Origin of the sequence: Fibrivirga algicola, from assembly GCF_011742925.1 — a bacterium.
GTDB classification, from domain to species: Bacteria; Bacteroidota; Bacteroidia; order Cytophagales; family Spirosomataceae; genus Fibrella; species Fibrella algicola.
Genome location: NZ_WAEL01000008.1, coordinates 198,405 through 212,405, shown reverse-complemented (window position 1 = coordinate 212,405; position 14,001 = coordinate 198,405). Strand labels below are relative to the sequence as shown.

The 14,001-nt window shown below is 49.8% G+C and carries 14 protein-coding genes; 5 read left to right on the top strand and 9 right to left on the bottom strand.

What is annotated here, in order from left to right; genetic code table 11:
* Positions 1 to 29: 29 nt before the first annotated feature.
* Positions 30 to 2,414, top strand: a complete 2,385-nt coding sequence (locus F7231_RS20965; protein ID WP_166693412.1) for a TonB-dependent receptor — start codon at positions 30 to 32, stop codon at positions 2,412 to 2,414.
* A 100-nt stretch (positions 2,415 to 2,514) separates the two neighbouring features.
* Here the strand turns inward: F7231_RS20965 and lolA1 are convergent, their stop codons facing one another.
* Positions 2,515 to 3,144 (bottom strand): outer membrane lipoprotein periplasmic chaperone LolA1, encoded by a 630-nt coding sequence (lolA1, locus tag F7231_RS20960; RefSeq protein WP_085412866.1) that lies wholly within the window; start codon positions 3,142 to 3,144, stop codon positions 2,515 to 2,517.
* A gap of 223 nt (positions 3,145 to 3,367) precedes the next feature.
* Here lolA1 and F7231_RS20955 point away from each other — a divergent pair, with 223 nt between their 5' ends.
* Entirely contained in the window at positions 3,368 to 3,772 is a 405-nt protein-coding gene (locus tag F7231_RS20955) for a response regulator (RefSeq protein ID WP_085412867.1), read from the top strand.
* A 40-nt stretch (positions 3,773 to 3,812) separates the two neighbouring features.
* On the opposite strand, the gene F7231_RS20950 is transcribed toward F7231_RS20955, so the two are convergent.
* On the bottom strand, positions 3,813 to 6,383 hold the full coding sequence (locus F7231_RS20950) for an FtsK/SpoIIIE family DNA translocase (RefSeq protein WP_166693411.1): 2,571 nt from the start codon (positions 6,381 to 6,383) through the stop codon (positions 3,813 to 3,815).
* A 595-nt stretch (positions 6,384 to 6,978) separates the two neighbouring features.
* A complete protein-coding gene (locus tag F7231_RS20945; RefSeq protein ID WP_166693410.1) occupies positions 6,979 to 7,560 on the bottom strand; it encodes a hypothetical protein in 582 nt (193 codons plus the stop codon).
* Positions 7,561 to 7,686: 126 nt separating this feature from the next.
* Here F7231_RS20945 and F7231_RS20940 point away from each other — a divergent pair, with 126 nt between their 5' ends.
* Complete coding sequence (locus tag F7231_RS20940) at positions 7,687 to 8,070, top strand: MerC domain-containing protein (protein WP_166693409.1); 384 nt, start codon at positions 7,687 to 7,689, stop codon at positions 8,068 to 8,070.
* A 59-nt stretch (positions 8,071 to 8,129) separates the two neighbouring features.
* On the opposite strand, the gene F7231_RS20935 is transcribed toward F7231_RS20940, so the two are convergent.
* From F7231_RS20935 to F7231_RS20910, 6 genes are all read right to left on the bottom strand, one after another.
* Entirely contained in the window at positions 8,130 to 8,372 is a 243-nt protein-coding gene (locus tag F7231_RS20935) for a CBU_0592 family membrane protein (protein ID WP_085412871.1), read from the bottom strand.
* 8 nt (positions 8,373 to 8,380) lie between these two features.
* Entirely contained in the window at positions 8,381 to 9,886 is a 1,506-nt protein-coding gene (locus F7231_RS20930) for an NADH-quinone oxidoreductase subunit N (protein ID WP_166693408.1), read from the bottom strand.
* An 86-nt stretch (positions 9,887 to 9,972) separates the two neighbouring features.
* Entirely contained in the window at positions 9,973 to 10,794 is an 822-nt protein-coding gene (locus tag F7231_RS20925) for a TerC family protein (protein ID WP_085412873.1), read from the bottom strand.
* Between the two features lie 174 nt (positions 10,795 to 10,968).
* Entirely contained in the window at positions 10,969 to 11,259 is a 291-nt protein-coding gene (gene rpmA / locus F7231_RS20920) for a 50S ribosomal protein L27 (RefSeq protein WP_085412874.1), read from the bottom strand.
* Between the two features lie 100 nt (positions 11,260 to 11,359).
* Entirely contained in the window at positions 11,360 to 11,677 is a 318-nt protein-coding gene (gene rplU, locus F7231_RS20915; RefSeq protein WP_085412875.1) for a 50S ribosomal protein L21, read from the bottom strand.
* A 142-nt stretch (positions 11,678 to 11,819) separates the two neighbouring features.
* The gene (locus F7231_RS20910) at positions 11,820 to 12,257 is read right to left on the bottom strand and encodes a PaaI family thioesterase (RefSeq protein WP_166693407.1); all 438 of its coding nucleotides are present in this window, start codon (positions 12,255 to 12,257) and stop codon (positions 11,820 to 11,822) included.
* 131 nt (positions 12,258 to 12,388) lie between these two features.
* On the opposite strand from F7231_RS20910, the gene F7231_RS20905 reads away from it, so the two are divergent.
* Together F7231_RS20905 and F7231_RS20900 are read left to right on the top strand one after the other, a co-directional pair.
* Positions 12,389 to 13,150 (top strand): phosphosulfolactate synthase, encoded by a 762-nt coding sequence (locus F7231_RS20905; protein ID WP_085412877.1) that lies wholly within the window; start codon positions 12,389 to 12,391, stop codon positions 13,148 to 13,150.
* A 129-nt stretch (positions 13,151 to 13,279) separates the two neighbouring features.
* Positions 13,280 to 13,933, top strand: a complete 654-nt coding sequence (locus F7231_RS20900) for a DedA family protein (protein ID WP_085412878.1) — start codon at positions 13,280 to 13,282, stop codon at positions 13,931 to 13,933.
* Positions 13,934 to 14,001 lie beyond the last annotated feature (68 nt).

Genomic DNA, 14,001 nt, shown 5'->3' with positions numbered 1-14,001 from the left:
TTGCAACTTTGTTGCGAAACTTAATTGGAATGGCCTGTCGACTAGTTCGTTTATCGTTTACTCCCTCTGGTAGCCTGTTATACTGCCTGCTCCTGCTAGGGCTGGGTAATCCGTTCCCCATGTTGGGCCAGGAGGCTTGTAATTGCTTTGTTAAAGGCCAGGTACTGGATCGGGAGACGCGACAACCCATACCGGGAGCAACACTGGTAGTTAAAGAAACAGGGCAGGGTACCGCGACAGACAACCAGGGACACTATCGGATTGACCGGTTATGTGAGGGCTCATATACGTTGATAGCCCGCATTGTAGGCTACCGGGAAATTCAACAACAACTTCAACTCAAGCATCAGCCCGGCGAAGTTCAGCAGGATGTATTGTTGTCTGAGGAAGTGCTGCATTTACAGAATGTAACAGTAACGGCGCAGAAAACAGACGCGCTGTCCAGTCAGGCTGTTGTAGCCTTGCAGGGGCGCGCGCTGGAACAGACCCGCGGCCTTACACTGGGTGATGCACTCCGAAACTTAGCTGGCGTTACCACACTGCAAACCGGTTCGTCGGTTGTGAAGCCAGTGATTCATGGCATGCACAGCAGTCGTGTACTGATATTGAATAATGGTATTCGGCAAGAGGGACAGCAGTGGGGTTCTGAACACGGACCTGAAATTGATCCGTTTGTAGCCAGCCGGTTATCCGTGATAAAAGGCGCAGCGGGCGTTCGATATGGCTCAGATGCTATTGGGGGCGTTATTCTGGTTGAACCTGCTCTGTTGCCAACATCGGGTGGAGTGCATGGTCAACTGAATGTAGCCGGTTTTTCCAACGGCCAGCAAGGTGTACTTTCTGCGCAGGCAGAAGGAAGTTTTGGTCGCTCGTTGACCAATGGCGTGTCTCGCTTTGGGTGGCGCATACAGGGAACTGCTAAAGAAGGGGGGAACCTGAAGACGCCAACCTATTATTTGGCCAATACAGGTGTGCGTGAACGGAATGGTTCAACTGCCATAGCGTATCGGGCCAATCAGTGGCAGTCAGAGCTTTTCTATAGCCGGTTTACCTCACAGATCGGTATTTTCTCGGGATCGCATATCGGTAGTTTGACTGATCTGCAGCAGGTGCTAATCAGCGGAGAACCGTTGATAAAAACAGGCTTCAGTTACGGCATTGGCCGCCCAAATCAGAACATTACGCATGACCTGCTGAAGTGGCGCACGGCATACACAACGGCTTCCGGTACAAATTGGACCCTGACTATGGCTCGCCAAACAGACGATCGAAGCGAGTATGATCTGCATGTGCCGCGTAATGATTCATTAGCTTCATTGAATCGACCCGAACTCCGGTTCCAGCTGACGAGTTACTCCGCTGATCTGATTCGGGAAGGACAAACGCGCAACGGCCGGAGCAGCACAATGGGCGTAAGTGGTCAGTATCAGTACAATATTATGGCGGGACGACCGCTGATCCCTAACTTTCAATTGGCAACGTTGGGTACGTTCTGGATCGGCAAAAAGCGTTATGGTTCGTGGGAGTATGAGCTTGGGGTACGGATGGATTGGCGGCGGCTTCAAATTTTCAGGTACGTCAATCGAATCTATGATGATCCGGTTTTTGTGTATACCAGTCCCTCGGGTACGTTGGGCGTTACGCACTACCACAACGATCACTGGATTACGCGTCTAAATGTGGGCACAGCGTGGCGACCGCCCAACATCAGCGAACTCTTCAGTGATGGGGTTCATCATGGTGCAGCGGCCTACGAGCAGGGCGACGCCCGACTGCGTCCTGAGACCAATAGTAGCCTGAACGCCACAACGGAATGGCGAAGTAACCGGGTGCAAGCGGAAGTGGGGCTTTCATATAATTACATTGTAAACTACATGTATCTGCGCCCGCAACCTGAGCCTATACTGACCGTTCGTGGCGCATTTCCTTATTTTAAATATACCCAGACTGATGCCGTTTACATGGGTATCGACGCTACTGTAGACGTGAAATTAGACACGCGCTGGAACTGGACCACTAAGCCTGCTTATCTTTACGTTCAGGACGTTCGTACCAACCAGCCGATCGTGATGATTCCGCCCAACAGGTGGGATAATAACCTGCGATATTCTCTGTTACGTGCAGACAGAGCCGGCCGCTGGCGGGAACCCTATATCAGTGTTGGTAACCTATTGGTTGCCCGTCAAAACAGGGTACCTGCCAACAGTGATTTCGTTGTACCTCCCCCTGCCTATAGCCTGTGGACAGCATCTGTGGGCGGCACCCTACAGTTCTCTGAGAAACAACACATGGAAATCAGTCTGACAGCAACGAATCTGTTTGATGTGCAGTACCGGGACTATCTGAATCGATTCCGGTATTATGCCAACGACCTGGGTCGAAATATAGCTATTCGATTGAAATGGGCGTTTTAGAAAGGATAGGTGGAGATAGCTTGGCCATTTAAGTCATACGAACAAAAAAGCCCCTGCTGTGTAGCAGGGGCTTTTTTGTTCTAAATTGTCTAAACACCTTTTAGCGCAGGTCTACTACCTCAACACCCGGGTACTTCGCTTTGTCGAACACAAAATAGCTGTCAGCGAGGTTTGGGTTCGGTGTGAACTTACTGATGGTATACACAGTACGTTTACCGTTCTTATCGGTCGTCTGCCAGGTACGTACCGATTTGTCAGCTCGGTCAACGCTAATTTGTACGTTGGCGATCTGCGTATTCTTTTTCTCTGGTTTCAACTCGATAACGTCAAGAGTACGCCCTGCTACCTTCTGTTCGCGGAGGTAGGCATAATTGAACCCCTTTTTGTACATCGTATATACTTTAGTTGGGTTGAAATCGCCGGTTGCAGAAGCGTCGTAATCCTGGATATTTACTTCGTTCGATTCCTTGACGTAAGTCGACATCACTTTGCCGTCAGTGAATACTTCCTGACCAGCAGTTTTAAGACGGAACATTTTACCCTTTACGGCAATATCTCCTTTGTACGTTTCACGGTCGGTAGCATAACTAAATGCGGCCTGATAGCTGTTGAGTGCTTTGTACTTACCACTCATAGCGTCAAGTATCGTTTCGGCGCGTTTATCTTTCTGCGCCAGTAGAGAACCACTTGAGCCAGCTATAAAGAGGCCAATGTATAGGATTCGTTTCATTCGTGGGGAAGTCAATTTCATCTGGTTAGGTGAGAAGTCAAAAAAATGATCAGCTTCTAATATTGGTTAGACGTTTGAACCTACTGAAAAGTTTAAAAGGGCACGCTGATTGCCAGGAGCACCAGTTGAAATAGGGTTACCCGATAATCCTCCCTATTTGGAATAAAATGGTGTGTATATTAGCAGTATTATATCTACCGTAACAACCTGAAATAGTTTAAACATGAAACAGCCAGCTATCTTTCTGGTCGATGATGATGATGATGACGTTTACCTGGCTCGCCTAACGTTTACTGCGCATTTCCCGGAGTGGTTACTGACAAGTTTTGAAGATGGTCAGGCATTGATCGATTATTTCGCCACTCATCCCGACAGACCGTTACCAGACCTCATTATCCTGGATTTGAACATGCCTCGTCTCACTGGTTACGAAACGCTCACGATCCTGAAGCGGCATTCTCAGTGGAAAAAAGTACCGGTGGCGATTCTGAGTACATCTAGCAACATTGACGATCAAACGCGAAGCGAAGCGATGGGGGCTTGTGCCTTCATGGTCAAACCAGCCTCTATCGACCAGTTGGCTCTACTAATTGCCGAAGGGAAGTCCGCCTGCGAACCTGGACATTAATACCTGCCCATTTAACAAGGGAGCAAAGAGTTGATCGCTGCTAGCCCAGGTGTTTCAATAGCTCTTCAAGGTGGGTCATGTCGTGAATTAGTACGTCACGGGCTTTGCTACCTTCAAATGGCCCAACAATACCTGCCTTTTCTAACTGGTCGATAAGTCGGCCAGCGCGATTATAACCCAGTTTAAGTCGGCGCTGAATCAGTGATGTGCTTCCCTGCTGATGGGTGACAATGAGCCGCGCCGCCTCTTCAAACATGGCGTCGCGGTTTGATAGGTCGACATCCTTATCCTCGGTTGACCCGCCAGCATCTTCACCATAGAATTCAGGTAGCGGATAAGCATCGTCGTAACCGCGTTGCCCGCCAACGAATCCACAGATCTCCTCAATCTCGTTCGTATCGACAAACGGACATTGAATTCGAATAATGTCGGAGTTTGATGAGAGTAACATGTCTCCCATACCTACCAGTTGTTCGGCGCCGCCCGCGTCGAGAATCGTGCGCGAGTCAATTTTAGACGTTACTTTAAACGATAATCGAGCCGGGAAGTTGGCCTTGATGAGGCCCGTAATAACGTTTACGGATGGTCGCTGCGTAGCTACCACCAGGTGAATACCTATGGCCCGGGCCAGCTGCGCCAACCGGGCAATAGGCTGTTCTACTTCCTTGCCAGCCGTCATCATCAAATCGGCCAGCTCGTCAATAATCAATACAATATAGGGCAGGTACCGGTGGCCTTTTTCAGGATTCAACCGGCGGTTGGTAAATTTGGCGTTGTACTCTTTGATATTCCGTACTTCAGCATCTTTCAGCAAGTCGTACCGGTTATCCATCTCGATACACAGCGAATTGAGCGTGTTGACTACCTTCTTGGTATCGGTAATGATCGCTTCTTCGGCATCGGGTAATTTCGCCAGGAAGTGCCGCTCAATTTTGTTGAACAGCGTTAATTCTACCTTTTTAGGGTCAACCAGAACAAATTTTAGCTGAGCTGGATGCTTCTTGTATAACAGGCTGGTCAATAGCACGTTAAGGCCCACTGATTTCCCCTGTCCTGTGGCTCCGGCCATAAGCAGGTGAGGCATCTTGGCCAGGTCAACCACCAGAATTTCGTTTGAAATGGTTTTACCCAATACGACCGGAAGATCCATATTGGCTTTCTGAAATTTTTCCGACACCATCATCGACCGCATCGACACCATCTCGCGGTTTTTGTTAGGCACCTCGATGCCGATCGTCCCCTTACCAGGCATTGGGGCAATGATTCGGATACCGAGCGCGGCCAGATTCAGCGCAATATCATCTTCAAGACTCTTGATTTTAGAAATACGCACTCCATCAGCAGGCACAATTTCGTATAGGGTTACTGTCGGTCCAATTGTGGCATGAATACGCTGAATGCCAATGTTAAACTTCGCCAGCGTGTCAACGATCCGATCTTTATTGGCTTCCAGTTCATCGGCCGACACCTGAGCTTTACTGTTCTCGGGGTAGTTAGTTAGTAAATCAACCGTAGGATACTGGTAATGAGGTAGGTCGAGGGTAGGGTCGTATAAGCCATGCTGTGCTACCAGATCACCTTCCACAAACATATCAGGCTCGAAGGGGGGCGTGACTACCGGGGGAGCTTCAGCTAGTTCTGCTTCGGCCAGCGCAATACCTTCTGCAACGGTTAAGACAAGATCGGCCGGCGGGCTTTGTTTTGATGCGGGTCTGGGAACAACGATATCCAGCTCTGCAGTCAGGGGAGCTGGTGTAAAAGCAGGCTGGGGTACATAAGGCGCAGGCTCGTCGAAACTTGCCTCCTGGCTTGCCTCTGGCGTATACATTTCCTGTACGGGTACGTCATACCCATCTGACTCGTGGCCATATTCGGCTGAAACAGGCGCTTTAGGAACGACGGTTTCATTAGCTACTTCAGCCGCTGGCACATTGTTGAAAAACGAAAGGCTAGTGATATTAAAGAAGAACAGCGCGAACACAAATCCCAGGAAGCCGATCAGAACAATGCTGCCGAAGCCGAGCAGTCCGTAGAGAAGCCGGTTTAATTCGTACCCCAGACCACCGCACCAGACACTACCTGTACTGACTGTATCTGTAGCCATAACAACGTACCCAAGCACCAGGCTTAACCATACAGCCAGAAATAGAACGGCCTGTGTAGTACGCGCTAGCGATAGAGGTTCCCTACCCGACGTGAGTTTGAAGCCTGACAGAAAAACAACTACCGGAATGCCCAGGGCGCCCAGCCCGAACCAGCGAAACATGAAGACATGCGCCACATGAGCGCCTAATAGCCCAACCCAGTTTTGTACATCTTTGCCAGCCTCCTTTACCGATTCGTCAGAGCCGATCAGGCTTTGGTCGGCGGGGCCACTGAACAGATAGGAGACAAAAGCTACCAGTAACCCAACGCTTAGCAGCATGAGTAACACCCCAACGGCCAGATTAGTACGGCCGTCGGCCCGGACCCGCTCGAAAGGTAACGTCCAGTTGCGACCGGGTACGTCGTCGGTCCCTTTATCGCGTTTTGATGCGCCGCGGCGTGGACCTTCAGTACTGTCGGAACGGCGGGTATTCTGGCGGCTTTGGGCGGTGGTAGACTGGGCCATTTTCTGTTACAAAAAAAGTGGGTCGGCTTTGTAAAAGTAACGTCTGTTGAGCCGTTCAGCGTGGACGTTAGCTAAAAAATTGCCTAAATCATCTCACCTTTTTGAGACAGTCTCTACGTATCAGCCATTTATGAGGCCTTATCCCTGCTTAACGGATAACCAGCTTACTGCCGCACGCATGAAACAGGAATTACGTACAGATTCGTACGGCTCGTTCAGGGTGAGCGCTACGCTACTGACGCGCGTATTGCGCTGTAGCGATCAAGTTGCAAAATGCCTTATGCGAGATTTTGCATAGGCTGTAAGGTATCAATCGAACAAAGAAAAAGGCCCTCAGGTAGCAACTTGATTAGTTCTACCTGAGGGCCTTTCAGCCTTATTGCTTGTAATACTTATTCTTGTCCCTTACCTATTCGACGCCCGTTATTGGAGTTGGATGGTTAACGGTGCGTCTTATCTTCATAATCGCCAGCCGTCTACAACTGCCGCTTACCAGACTACGAACGGGGTTGCTTTTTTTTTGTTGATCGCTGGTCAATTGAGTCAACTGTTATTTAGCGAATAGAGCCGGAGATGTCACCTAGTACGCCTAAAACTACCGTACCAGCAGGTTGAAGTTAAGATTGATGTCGTCGGAGCCAGGGGATGCTGTTCCATTTTTAACGGCTACACCATTTACGGGTGGTTGGTGCCGCAGACGTACATTGAACTGCCCAGTGCCCGCTGTACCAGTACGTGCTAATCCTGTTAAGCCCACAGGAAAGTTCCGGCTGTCGACATCGCCATAAGTGTAGGTGAGCAGAGTAGCAGGAGTAGCCGCGAATACGAACAGGTGCTCGTCTTTCTTTTCCCGGATTTCATCGGTAATGCTTTCGGCTGGCGTTTTGCTCTCATCCAGTACCTCAACCGTTAGGCTGTAGCTTTTACTGGCAGTCAGCGTAACTGAATCGAACTTGGTTGGTGCGGCACCACCGTCGCCATCTTTATCCTGGAAGGTGAATGACTGCGAGTTAGTTGTTCCCTGCTCAGTGAAGCGAAGAACCACGGTTGTGATGAGCTCATTCTCGTCTGCCGGTTCTGGCTCTGTAGCTTTTTTGCAGCCATTCAACATGAGTAAACTACCGAGGGCCAGTGCCCAGCCGGCGACCGAGATGTGCTTTTTGATTTGTTGATGCATTGTAATGCTGTCGAGTTTTACGATGCAAACATACGTAAACGCAACGTTGTTGCAAATTAATTTGCAACCTTATTGCATTTGCGCTAGTTAACAACTTACTTTTGCACAACAGAATTAGATTTGATTATGAAGTTGGACAACGTTGTTGATAAGAAAGCCGATTACATTGGCATTACGGGATCGGTATTGTGTCTTATTCATTGCCTGACCGCCCCTGTGCTGGTAATGACATCCAATCTGTTTCGTGATGATACCCTGCGGGCAGGCTTTTTGAGTCTGGATTACGTGTTCATTGCCGTCAACATTGTCGCTGTCTACTTTGCCGCACGCCAACATACGTCGTCTGCCATCCGAACAGCCTTATGGGGCTTTTTATTCTTGTTTTCGGTTGGCTTACTGCTGGAAGACGTCAGTCCTTTCTTTGAATACATAGCCTATGCTGCTTCGGCAGGTCTGGTCATTTCGCACCTGTTCAATCTGCGCCAGCACCGATTAGTACATACGCATTGACTGTTAATAAACAGTATAAAACGAAACGAGGCGATCATTCCTGATCGCCTCGTTTCGTTTTATACTGTTCTGCGTCTCATAAGCGAGAAAACAGCGATCAGCACCCAGACCACATTGACCAGCGCCGATGGATAGGCCCCGTGGTAGTACGTGTTCACAATAAAGAACAGGCCCCCTACCAGATTAGCCCAGACGTACCTGGGATCTTTGGCATCTAAACGACCCTGAATATTGAGGAAGTAGGCTCCGACAATCAGTACAGAAGCAACCCAGCCAAGGGTTTCGATGAGGTAATGGAGCATAGTCTAGCTTAAAAATTGGCGATTAGCTGAAGAATCCACTCGGGCCTGATAAACAGTAGCACAACAGGAGGGACTGTAATAGCTAGCGCCACCCATTGGGCGACGGTCAGTTTCACCGGAGTATTGGCAGTGGGCTGACCAGGTACGTCGCCAACAAAGGGCCGGAAGATGAGCAGAAACGGAATTCGGATGTAGTAAAACAGGGAGATAACGGCATTGGCCAGCCCTAACCCGAATAACCAGATGAGCCAGGGATTACCCGTGGACTGGTAAGCACTAAGCAGGGCCGAGAAGGAAAATAATTTGGCCGTAAAACCAACCGTTGGGGGTAGCCCGGTCAGCGCCAGCGCCACAACGACCAGACAGAAGGTAAGCAGAGGCGATGCGCTCATACGCCCGGCGAAATCAGCGATACGCAGCGATCCGTTTAGTGCCAGGGCGTCGATCAGAAAGAAGGCAGCTAATGAGATAAACAGGTACGTTGCCGTGTAGAAGATTGCTGCCTGAAACCCCGTGTCGGATAGGGCCACTACGCCCACAAGCACGAAACCCGCCTGCGCAATGGTTGAATAGGCCAGCATTCGTTTGGCGTCGGTTTGTCTGAGTGCCGACAGGTTACCGATCAAGATTCCGGCGAGGGCTACCATAGCCAGTGGAGTTTGCATACCACCTACCGGCATCGCCGACAGGAGGCGCATCAGCACGAGCAGAGCGGCCGCTTTTGGGCCAATAGAAAAGAAAGCTGCAACCGGGACTGGAGCGGCTTCGTAGGCATCGGGCGTCCAGACTTGGAAGGGCACTGCCGATAACTTAAACAGCAGGCCCGCCATTGTTAACAGCCCGGCAATCAGGCCAATCGTCCCGCTTTTGGCGAGTTCAATGCCGAACACTGTGCTGGTGATGTCGAGTGTACCAGTCAGGCCGTAGAGCAGTGACATGCCGTAGAGCATCACAGCCGAACTAACAGCACCAAAGAGCAGGTATTTCAGGCCACCTTCCGACGCCTTCCGGTCGCCAACAAGGCCTGTTAAGAGGTATGAACTGAGCGAAACCAGCTCAAGGCAGAGGTAGATCGATAGCAGGTTAACGGCCATCGAGAGCAGGAATAGCCCGAGTACCAAGGCGGTCAGCAACGCATACCATTCGGTTGGGAGTTTCCGTTGCGGTGCAAAGCTGGCTTCTGCATCAGTAGACCAAACGCCCGTTTCCCAAAGAACCACAGCTATAGCGCCCAACGCGACAACTCCTTTTATAAGGATAGCCTGATTGTCGAGAAAAAGAAGGTCAAGAAACATACCGCCCCGGTACGTCTCCATAGCGGCTACTCCACCAGCGAGTAGCAACCCTGCCAGCGTCAGGCCAGTAAGCCAGGTACGTGTTTGTCGCTCGTCTCCGCGCCGAATTAGCACCAGTTCAGCAATTAGCAAGCCGCAGAAAACCAGCGTCAGCCAGCCTTCAGCGCCAATGCCGCTAAGGCTATCAATAATGGTTTGTAGTTGATCGGTGAGGGGCAATTGGCAGGCAATTAAGAAGTAAGAAGCAAGAATGAGATGCGTTCAATGAACCAGTATTCCTGCTTCTTAATTCGGCAGTATTAACGCTAAATCAGTCCTTCACGGCTAGCCTGTTCTTCGTATCCCCGCATGTGAATGGGTTTCTGGTTTTTGCGGAGTTTCATATTCAGAAACTCGACCAGTAACGAGAAGGCAATGGCGAAATACAGATAGCCCTTGGGTACCACACCGACGGGGGCGTTGAAGAAGACAACTTCAGACAGGTGTGCGCCTTCGGCAATGAGCATAAAGCCAATCATGATCAGGAAAGCCAGCCCCAGCATTTGAACGCTTGGGTGCTCATTGACAAAACGACCAACGGGACCAGCAAAAAACATCATAATCACTACGGACAACACTACGGCGATAATCATCACGGTTACGTTTTGCGTGAGGCCAACTGCCGTCAGGATCGAGTCAATCGAGAAAACAACATTGATGATGGCAATCTGCGCAACTACGCTGGAAACGGTTGCTTTACCCGTTTTTTTGTCATTCGCCTGTACTTCATCATTATGCGGGTCACCCTCCAGTTTATGATGAATCTCAGAGGTTGCCTTGTACAACAGGAATAACCCTCCCACAAATAGAATGATACTCTGTCCGGTAGGGGCTGCCACCAGCCACTTTGTATCGATGTGCATAAACGGTTTACTGAGCGAAATCAACACGGATATACCAAATAGCAGGGCCACCCGGAAAATCATGGCCAGCAATAAACCAATGTTACGTGCTTTGGGCTGGTCGGATGGCGATAATTTGTTGGCAGCAATAGAAATAAAAATGATGTTGTCGATACCCAGCACGATTTCCAGAAACGTGAGGGTGAGCAGGCTAACAATGGCTTCTGCCGTAAACAGTTGATCCATATAGGTTGATTGTATGAAGGCCCGAAGTTACCGGTGGCAACCGAGCGGTGCAACCGATTTACAGAAATGAACCTACACTAACAGGAAAGGTTCGTAGGCAGGATGGCAGCATACGGGCATGAAAAAACCGCCTGTTGGTCAAACAAGCGGTTCCTTTCTGTACTAGGTTTGAATCTACTCAGCTGCAACAGCTACTGGAGCTGCTACTTCTGAAGCCGGAACGATATTCACCATTGACCGGTCAGCCCGGCCTTTCGTGAATAGAACCGTGCCGTCAACGAGCGCAAACAGGGTGTGGTCTTTGCCCATACCTACGTTTTTGCCGGGGTGGTGCTTTGTACCACGCTGACGAATGATGATGTTACCTGCGATGGCCTTCTGACCACCGAATAATTTGACGCCCAGTCGCTTGCTGATGCTGTCACGGCCGTTCCTAGAACTACCGACGCCTTTCTTGTGTGCCATTTTTTAGGAAATGGTTTGATGTCTGACGGTTGGCGTTCGATGTTGCTTGGCAAACTTGCAGGGCAACCTCAAACGTCAAACAACAAACGTCAAACTAGTTTTAGACGGTGATGTCGTTGATTTGCAGTTTAGTCAGGTACTGACGGTGGCCGTTTTTCTTCTTGTACCCTTTCCGGCGTTTCTTTTTGAAGACGATAACTTTTTCGCCTTTCAGGTGCTCGACGATTGTGGCCGATACCGTTGCGCCTGCTACTGTAGGAGCACCAACGGTAATCGCACCTTCGTTGTCAACCAGGAGAACTTTCACCTGGTCGGAGGCAAGTGCAGCGTCCACGTCACCACCCAGTCTGTGGGTATAGATGAAGCGGCCCTTCTCGATTTTAAATTGCTGCCCTGCGATCTCTACGATTGCGTACATGATTCGTGTGTATATTGAAAATGAGGGTGCAAAGGTAGGAAAAAAAAATTAGTTTGTCGTTTGTTGGTCGAGGTTTGTGGTTAAGCCACTCAGTCGTGAGTTGTTTGATGAAGTGACGCACCCATAAACCATATAGAACAGACTAAAGCTTGATGCCCGTCTGCACCAAGTTGGTGCTACACTTGGCAATCAATTTGCCGGTGGCGCTGGTAATTCGGCCCTCCACATGAATGATGTTTCGCCCGGCCCGCACTACATTGGCTTCGGCAGTGAGTTCGTCGCCTAGACGGGCCGCATTCAGAAAGTCTATGGCTAAGTTTACCGAGGTGAAGGCAAACTCACGGCCCATCGCAAACACAGTTAAGCCGCACAGATCATCCAGAATAGCCGAAGCTGCACCTCCATGTAATACCTGCATAGGGTTCACCATATCGTCGCGTACAACGTACCTGGCCACAATTCGCCCCTCATCGACCTCTATTAGTGTACCGTTTAGCCAGCGCCCTACGCCCGAGGGGCTCTGATTCATCGGTTGGCCGATCAGGGCCTGAAATACGGCAAGTCTTTGGTTTATTTCCATAGAACGAAAATAGCACTTAACTAAGCTATACCGCCTAAAACGGCGTGTATGTGTGTATTTAATTGTGAGTTTCTGGTAAGTCTTGCTACTTTTGCGCGATTATACGATAACATGTACCCGTACAAGATCGAATGAATTATACGTTAACTCAAATTCCTGAACGCACCGCAAAACCACGCCACAGTGGGTTTACGATGGTTATGGACAAAGGCCTCAGCCTGCGCGAGGTAGAAGATATGTTGTCGATGTCAGCAGACTATATCGACATCGTTAAGCTCGGCTGGGCTACTTCTTTTGTCACGCCCAACCTACAACAGAAACTCGACGCCTACAAAGCTGCGGGTATCCCCGTCTATTTTGGCGGTACCTTATTCGAAGCGTTTGTGGTCCGAAACCAGTTTGAGGATTACCGCAGGCTGCTCGATAAATACGATCTCAAATTCGCTGAAGTATCAGACGGCTCCCTGGAGATGGATCCCGACGAGAAATGTGAATACATTCGTACGCTGGCCCAGCAGGTAACCGTGTTGTCGGAGGTAGGCTCGAAAGACGAGGCCAAAATTATTCCTCCTTATAAATGGATCAAACTGATGACCACCGAACTCGAAGCGGGGGCCTGGAAAGTGATCGGCGAAGCCCGCGAGGGTGGTACGGTTGGTCTGTTCCGCGCCAGTGGTGAGGTACGTCAGGGGCTGGTTGAAGAAATCCTGACTCAGATTCCGTCGGAAAAAATCATTTGGGAAGCCCCTCAGAAAGAACAGCAGGTTTGGTTTGTGAAGCTACTGGGCGCCAATGTGAACGTCGGTAACATCGCTCCCAACGAAATTATTCCACTCGAAACTATTCGGCTGGGACTCCGTGGCGATACATTCAGCTTCTTCCTGGACAAATAGCGTGAGCGTCTGAAAAGTCGGTTTAGCTGGGTAACCCTGGTAGAGCAGGCAGCACCGCCTGGTCAGATTAACTTTTACAGACTGCATCCTACCTATATATAACGACTCTTCAGATTTCTTTTCGTCCCCATGGAAATAATTAAATCTCTCCTCGATTTCCTGCTCCACCTCGACAAGTTTCTCGATCTGTGGGCTAATGAGTACGGTGTGCTGCTGTACGCCATTCTGTTCCTGATCGTTTTCACCGAGACAGGCCTGATCGTGATGCCTCTGTTACCAGGTGATTCGTTACTCTTTGCCGCCGGTGCGCTGGCAGCCCGTGATACGAATGAGCTGAATGTGGCGATCATCATCCCGTTGCTTATTGTAGCGGCTCTGCTGGGCGATAATGTTAACTATTTCGTGGGTCGTAAATTAGGCACGCAGATCAAGTCGCGCGAGCGTATCCTGTTTTTTAAACGTGAATACATCACCGAAACCGAGAAGTTTTACGCTAAGCACGGAGGACGTACGGTGATTATTGCCCGGTTCATTCCAATCGTGCGCACAATTGCGCCGTTCGTAGCCGGGGCTGGCAGCATGAATTACAGTACCTATATAAAGAACTGTATAATCGGTGCTGTGTTGTGGGTAGTGAGCATCACGCTGCTGGGCTACTTCTTTGGTAACCTCGAAATTGTGCAGAAGAACTTCGAGATCGTTGTATTCGGTATTGTCGGGCTGTCACTGATGCCAATTATCGTTCAGTTTGTGAAGCAAAAGCTGACCAGCAAGGCGGTTTAGGTGTAAATTCCTGTGTGCATCTTCCCCAATTCGCAAACGATTCGTATCTTTGCGGCCTTGTTAGCGAA

What these genes read in the sequence shown, in the direction of transcription:
- rpmA (WP_085412874.1), bottom strand. Translation starts at nt 11,259, where the DNA reads ATGGCACACAAGAAAGGCGTCGGTAGTTCTAGGAACGGCCGTGACAGC.
- lolA1 (WP_085412866.1), bottom strand. Translation starts at nt 3,144, where the DNA reads ATGAAACGAATCCTATACATTGGCCTCTTTATAGCTGGCTCAAGTGGT.
- F7231_RS20940 (WP_166693409.1), top strand. Translation starts at nt 7,687, where the DNA reads ATGAAGTTGGACAACGTTGTTGATAAGAAAGCCGATTACATTGGCATT.
- rplU (WP_085412875.1), bottom strand. Translation starts at nt 11,677, where the DNA reads ATGTACGCAATCGTAGAGATCGCAGGGCAGCAATTTAAAATCGAGAAG.
- F7231_RS20955 (WP_085412867.1), top strand. Translation starts at nt 3,368, where the DNA reads ATGAAACAGCCAGCTATCTTTCTGGTCGATGATGATGATGATGACGTT.
- F7231_RS20910 (WP_166693407.1), bottom strand. Translation starts at nt 12,257, where the DNA reads ATGGAAATAAACCAAAGACTTGCCGTATTTCAGGCCCTGATCGGCCAA.
- F7231_RS20950 (WP_166693411.1), bottom strand. Translation starts at nt 6,383, where the DNA reads ATGGCCCAGTCTACCACCGCCCAAAGCCGCCAGAATACCCGCCGTTCC.
- F7231_RS20945 (WP_166693410.1), bottom strand. Translation starts at nt 7,560, where the DNA reads ATGCATCAACAAATCAAAAAGCACATCTCGGTCGCCGGCTGGGCACTG.
- F7231_RS20965 (WP_166693412.1), top strand. Translation starts at nt 30, where the DNA reads ATGGCCTGTCGACTAGTTCGTTTATCGTTTACTCCCTCTGGTAGCCTG.
- F7231_RS20900 (WP_085412878.1), top strand. Translation starts at nt 13,280, where the DNA reads ATGGAAATAATTAAATCTCTCCTCGATTTCCTGCTCCACCTCGACAAG.
- F7231_RS20935 (WP_085412871.1), bottom strand. Translation starts at nt 8,372, where the DNA reads ATGCTCCATTACCTCATCGAAACCCTTGGCTGGGTTGCTTCTGTACTG.
- F7231_RS20925 (WP_085412873.1), bottom strand. Translation starts at nt 10,794, where the DNA reads ATGGATCAACTGTTTACGGCAGAAGCCATTGTTAGCCTGCTCACCCTC.
- F7231_RS20905 (WP_085412877.1), top strand. Translation starts at nt 12,389, where the DNA reads ATGAATTATACGTTAACTCAAATTCCTGAACGCACCGCAAAACCACGC.